The organism is Brevundimonas vesicularis, assembly GCF_900445985.1.
GTDB classification, from domain to species: Bacteria; Pseudomonadota; Alphaproteobacteria; order Caulobacterales; family Caulobacteraceae; genus Brevundimonas; species Brevundimonas vesicularis_D.
Window position 1 is genome coordinate 1 of sequence record NZ_UAQP01000006.1, and the last position, 4930, is coordinate 4930.

At 47.9% G+C, this 4930-nt stretch carries 7 protein-coding genes; 2 read left to right on the top strand and 5 right to left on the bottom strand.

All coding sequences use genetic code 11. From position 1 onward, the window contains the following. The coding region (gene rlmKL, locus DT343_RS18030) for a bifunctional 23S rRNA (guanine(2069)-N(7))-methyltransferase RlmK/23S rRNA (guanine(2445)-N(2))-methyltransferase RlmL (RefSeq protein WP_112862623.1) at positions 1-1131 on the bottom strand (1131 nt) is incomplete at its 3' end. Between the two features lie 23 nt (positions 1132-1154). On the opposite strand from rlmKL, the gene DT343_RS18035 reads away from it, so the two are divergent. Together DT343_RS18035 and DT343_RS18040 are read left to right on the top strand one after the other, a co-directional pair. Then, positions 1155-1538 (top strand): hypothetical protein, encoded by a 384-nt coding sequence (locus DT343_RS18035; protein ID WP_146756721.1) that lies wholly within the window; start codon positions 1155-1157, stop codon positions 1536-1538. A gap of 156 nt (positions 1539-1694) precedes the next feature. After that, positions 1695-3056, top strand: coding sequence for a DEAD/DEAH box helicase (locus DT343_RS18040; RefSeq protein ID WP_258522546.1), 1362 nt, complete (start codon positions 1695-1697; stop codon positions 3054-3056). Positions 3057-3200: 144 nt separating this feature from the next. On the opposite strand, the gene DT343_RS18045 is transcribed toward DT343_RS18040, so the two are convergent. The 4 genes from DT343_RS18045 to DT343_RS18060 all read right to left on the bottom strand — a co-directional run. Continuing rightward, positions 3201-3626, bottom strand: a complete 426-nt coding sequence (locus DT343_RS18045; RefSeq protein WP_112862620.1) for a SixA phosphatase family protein — start codon at positions 3624-3626, stop codon at positions 3201-3203. 94 nt (positions 3627-3720) lie between these two features. Beyond that, the gene (gene cysZ, locus DT343_RS18050; RefSeq protein WP_112862621.1) at positions 3721-4359 is read right to left on the bottom strand and encodes a sulfate transporter CysZ; all 639 of its coding nucleotides are present in this window, start codon (positions 4357-4359) and stop codon (positions 3721-3723) included. Next, complete coding sequence (locus DT343_RS18055; RefSeq protein WP_258522547.1) at positions 4356-4643, bottom strand: LysR substrate-binding domain-containing protein; 288 nt, start codon at positions 4641-4643, stop codon at positions 4356-4358. The genes cysZ and DT343_RS18055 overlap by 4 nt, the downstream gene beginning before the upstream one ends. Then, the coding region (locus tag DT343_RS18060) for a LysR substrate-binding domain-containing protein (RefSeq protein WP_258522548.1) at positions 4555-4930 on the bottom strand (376 nt) is incomplete at its 5' end. The genes DT343_RS18060 and DT343_RS18055, both read right to left, overlap by 89 nt.

A 4930-nucleotide genomic window follows, 5' to 3' on the forward strand; every position in this document is an offset into this window, starting at 1 on the left:
TTTGCCCTCCAAAGCACCGTTGAAAATTTGATACTGCCGCTGCGCACGCAATTTCAATCGTTTTAGCAATGCTTCATTAGAAGCGATTAAAGTCATTGTCCAATCATCGAGAAAGGTTTTGAAAGCCTGTCCGATATGCGCATACAGCGGTACCAAATCCGTAATCTCACCCAAACGTTCGCCATAAGGCGGATTGGAAACGATAAACCCTGCTTCTCCATAGGCTTTTTCAAAACGAAAACGCTCCACAGCGCGCGTTTCAAAATGAATATATTTTGCCAAACCTGCCGACTCGGCATTCTTCCTTGCTGCCGCCAAGACTTGCGCATCGCTATCGAAGCCGTAAAATTTATGGGAAAAATGTTTCAGCCCTTCTTCCGCCCGCGCCTGCGCTTCGCCGAGCAGTTGCCGCCAATGACTGGGACGGTGCTGCTGCCATTGTTCAAATCCGAATTTCTGACGCTTTAAGCCCGGTGCGATATCCGCCGCCATCATCAAGGCTTCCAGCAACAAAGTACCTGCGCCGCACATAGGATCAATCAAAGTCTTTTTCGCTTGCGCCTGCTCATGCCATTTGCCGCGGTACAGCATCGCCGCCGCTAAAGTCTCGCGAATGGGCGCTTTCCCCTGCCATTGACGATAACCGCGCTCATGCAATGCGCCGCCGGAAACATCCAAAGCCAGCGTTACTCTTCCACGTTGCAGATGGGCATCAATGCGAATATCAGGGTTGTCCGTATCGACATCGGGACGGCGTTTATAGTATTCCCGCAACCTATCCACCACCGCATCTTTGACTTTCAGTGCGCCGAATTGCGTATTGCGAATGCCCTGCCCCGTGCCTGAAAAGCGAATCGCAAAACGCGTATCCGCCGACAAATGTTCCGTCCAATCGATTGCATAAGCCCCTGCGTATAAATCCTCGGGCGAAGCCATGTCATATTCCGTCAAGACCAACAGCACGCGGCTTGCCACTCTTGACCACAAACACAGACGATATGCCGTTAGCTCATCGCCCTCGCCCGAAACCACCGCCACACCGATTTTACTATTTTGCAAACCCAGCGTATCCGCCTCCGCTTGCAACACCTGCTCTGTCCCCTTTGCACAAGGAAGAATAATCTTATACATGCTTTTCCTAAATATAATGACATTTGCTTGAACGCAAAGCCCAGTATAATACCGCAATCTCAGGAAAAACTTTATCCTCTATGGAAAATCTCATACTCAATCCCCAAATAAAATCGAACAGCTTTTTATCTAAGAAATTTGTTCCACATAGGGAAATAAAAACTCAGTTTCATGTGAAACGCGTCAAATCTCCTCAAACAACTTTACTCACTCTTGAGTTGTCAAACCAAGCTGTTAAAGTCGAAGAATTGAAAAAATATTACCGTGTTGCCTCGCCTTGCCCTACACTAAATACGATGTTCCATACACTTTGTACTGGCCGCTGCTTCCGTTTTCACCCCAACTTTTCAGATTCCTCAGATATAGATAAAAATACTCGAAAAATCTCAATCCATTCTTTTTCTTGACCTAATCCTTTTCTTGCGTATAATGCGCCGCTCTTCCATCGCCCGCGATCCCCAAAGCGACGTGCTTTACTTCTGATTGTTGCCGATGATTTCGCTGCCTTGCAGTCTATGGCAACACCATCTCGTTATTTCAATATTTTTCACCCTTAGCGGCGTATGGCTTTGCCTCTTTTTCAAAGAGATATAAATGACAACTTTTTCCGATTTAGGACTTCCCGATTTCCTCGTAGCTACCCTCAGACACAGCGGCTACGAACACCCCACCCCATCCAAGCGCAAGCGATTCCTTTGGCGCTTGCCGGCAAAGATTTGCTCTTATCCGCGCAAACCGGTTCGGGCAAAACGGCGGCATTTGTGCTGCCGCTATTGGCAAAATTATCCGAGCAGCCTTCTAAAATCAAAAAACCGCGCGCCCTTATCATCACGCCGACCCGCGAACTTGCCCAGCAAGTGCAAGACAGTTTGCGCAAATACAGCCGCGGCATGGATTGGCTATTTTCCATTCCCCTGCTTGGCGGCGCGCCCTACGGCGGACAAATTCGCGCGCTGAAAAAAGGCGTTTCCGTCGTCGTCGCCACCCCCGGACGCCTGCTTGATCATCTGCGCGAAGGCACTTTAGATCTCTCCAAATTGCAATACCTTGTCATTGATGAAGCCGACCGCATGTTAGACATGGGCTTTTCAGACGATATTGCCGCAATCATCGATGCCTGCCCGCCGGAAAGACAAACTATCATGAGCTCCGCCACATGGGATGGTGCGGTAGGCAAAATCGCCGCCGGCTTCACTTACCAAGCGGAAAAAATCGTGATTGCACCACAGCATCAGCACATTGAAGAAAGCATTTATTTCAGCGACGACCAGCAGCATAAAAATGCCCTGCTTGACCGTCTTTTAAGCGGTGAAAACATCAAACAGGCGATTGTTTTTGCCGCCACCAAGAAAAGCAGCGAAGAAATTGCCGCCATGCTGCATGAACAAGGACATCGCGCGCGTTTCTTACACGGCGATTTACCGCAGCAAAAACGCAATCGCATCGTTGAAGATTTACGTAAAGGCAAAACCGATATTCTCGTAGCAACCGATGTTGCCGCCAGAGGTATCGACATTCCGGCCATCAGCCACGTTATCAACTATGATTTGCCGCGCCAAAGCGAAGACTATGTGCACCGCATCGGACGCAGCGGACGCGCAGGACGCACAGGAACGGCAATGTCATTGGTCAGCCTCGGCGATCGCGCCGCACTGGCGCAATTGCAGCGCTATCTCAAACGAGATTTAAGCATTGAAGTATTGGAAGGATTAGAGCCGAAAAAAGTCGCGCCTATCAAAAAAGAGAAAGCGGCGGGCAAAAATGCGCGTGGTAAATTCTTTAAAGGCAAGCAGGCCAAACCCTTTAGCAAAAACAAATCTTCGGCTAAAAGCGAAAACTATAAATCCTCGGCACCCAAGCGTAATGCCAAACCGGGCGTCAAATTAGGCGCGGTAAAAAGCAAACGCACGCACGCAAGCCGCTAAAAACCAATCGGAGCAATCTTCAGAAATAAGATTGCTCCGATATCACTTTATATTCGACACTTGTCTTCGCTATCACTATAAAATATTTGACAATTTCAACATTGATAAAGAACACTACAGTCATAAAGACAGCCGTTTCGTTCTTTAGCCTGCAAAATGCCCTTTAAGCTGCCAAATACCATCTTTCTGCTCTAGCCAAAATATTTCAGCAGTATTGACTTCAATATAGCCGGAAGGCTTTTCGAGAAATTCGCCGACAATTTTACCCAACCAAGGCAGATGTCCGACAATCACCGCCGTCTCATCCTGAATTTGCGCCAATGCAGTATAAACCGCTGCAATATTGCCGTCGGGATTAAGCCCTGACAGCTTCTGCTTAGGCTCGGCATAATATCTGCCTGTTTCTTGAGCGCGGCGGGCTTCGGAGGTATATAGCGGAAAGTCGATGCCTTGGTCTTTCAGCCAATCGGCGGCGGCTTGCGCCTGCAGTCGCCCTACTTCCGTCAGCGGGCGTTCTAAATCATTTGCTGCCCAAGCGGCTTGGGCGTGTCGCCAAAAAATACGTTGCATATTCTATCCTTATGCGGTTTGAGGAAGATTGGGTCGCACATGACGGACCCAATGCAGGGTTGCGGCAATCACGCTTACCGGCATTGCTACCAGATTAATCAGCGGAATCATCAGCAAAAAGGAAGCAATACCGCCAAATCCTATAATATCGCTTAAACGCCGCCGCAAAATAGGACGCTGCTGCGTAAAAAAAGATACCATTATTTGCCATAGGATAATCCATATATTGCAAATAAGCGGAATAAGCAGAATACGCAAACCATAAAAACGGGGTCAGAAGATTTAAGAGCGGCACAAAACCCGTCAGCAAAATAGGAATTGCCCAAAGCAAAAAAAAGCAGGTTTTGCGAATTTCCTGTGCAATACTTTGCCAGATTTCCGCCGCTAAACTCATGCCGGAATCCGGCGCCTGCCCTGTTTCCAAAGCCTCGACTTTTGCCGCCAAAAAACCGTTAAACGGCGCGGCAATCAAATTTGCAAGCAAGGAAAACGTGTATAAAACCAACACGACAATCATCACGGCGATGACAGGCCATAGCAGCCAATGCAAGAAAGCCAACCATGAATCCGTGGGCAGAAAATGATTCATCAAGGCGGAGAAATACCGAATCAATGCCCACATGCCGATGCTGTAGAGCAATACATTAATCAGCAGAGGCAGCCAAATATATTGGCGCAGATCTTTATGCTTAAGCCAAGCAAAAGCTTGGCGTAGGCAATCTAGTCCTTTCATTTCATTTTGCTGTCGATAAGCGCCTGCTTGAATAAATCCAAAAGCAGATTCATATCTGCCGCGCGCGGATAATTCGGACGCGTAATAATCGCCAAAGTGCGGTGCGGCGTAGGCGCATCTAAAGGAATTTCTTTTAAATTCGGATAAGCGCTCATTTGAGACAATGCCATTTCAGGCACCAATGTCAGCCCCATATTATTCAGCGTCAATTGCACCAATGTATTTAAACTGGCATCGCGGAACATATCCTGCCCCGTATTGCGCTGGAATTTGCAGACTTCCATAATGTGATCGCGCAGACAATGTCCGTCGCCCAAAAGCATCAACGGTTGCTTTTTTCAATTTGGCAGGGCTGATTTTTTTCTCTTTGCTCAAAGAGTTATCTTCATGTACTAAAATGAAGAAATTCTCATCGCCAATCGTACTGACTTCCAAGCTCGAGGTATCATAAGGCAGCGCGATGACCGCCGCATCTAAACGCCCGGTTTGCACCATATTGACCAAATGCTCGCTGGTTTTTTCCACCACATTCATTTCGAATTTCGGGTAAACCTCACGCACAATCGGCAGT